The sequence below is a fragment of the Vibrio sp. 704 genome, from assembly GCF_033339295.1.
In genome coordinates, this window is the sequence record NZ_JAWOUH010001003.1 from 1 (window position 1) to 521 (window position 521).

At 45.7% G+C, this 521-nt stretch carries 1 protein-coding gene; it reads right to left on the reverse strand.

Annotation, left to right across the window (positions count from 1 at the left end; translation table 11 throughout):
• Positions 1-521 (reverse strand): dicarboxylate/amino acid:cation symporter (locus R7R24_RS30345; protein ID WP_318120668.1); only part of this gene is annotated, 521 nt, incomplete at both ends.

Sequence of the window (521 nt, forward strand, 5' to 3'; positions counted from 1 at the left end):
CCACCTGGTACGCCACCAGCACCAATAGAAAGAAGAAGAATCGTCAGACCGAGTGTAAACACATCAGCGGTGTTAATTGGCTGGCCAAACGCGTTAGCAACGAAGATTGTTGCAAGCGCGATGTAAATAGATACACCTGACATGTTCATCGTCGCGCCTAGCGGTACACCAAAACCCGCAACTGATTTAGAAACTTGCAGTTTCTCTGTCAGAGTACGCATGGTTACAGGGATGGTTGCATTTGAACTTGCCGTAGATAGGGAAAATAGGATTTGTTCACGAGTTGCACGGAGAAACGCCTTTGGAGAAGTTCCAGTCGTAATGCCAACTGCCATTGGATAGAAGATCAAAATCCAGAACACAAGCATAGCCACGACAAGCGCAACGTAACCTGCAACAGACATCAATGTATTAGCATTTAAGGTTGCACCTAGTTGAATCATCAGAGCAAACACACCGTAAGGTGCTAGACTCATGACCAAACCAACCAGCTTCATCATGATCTCATTGGCCATCTTAAA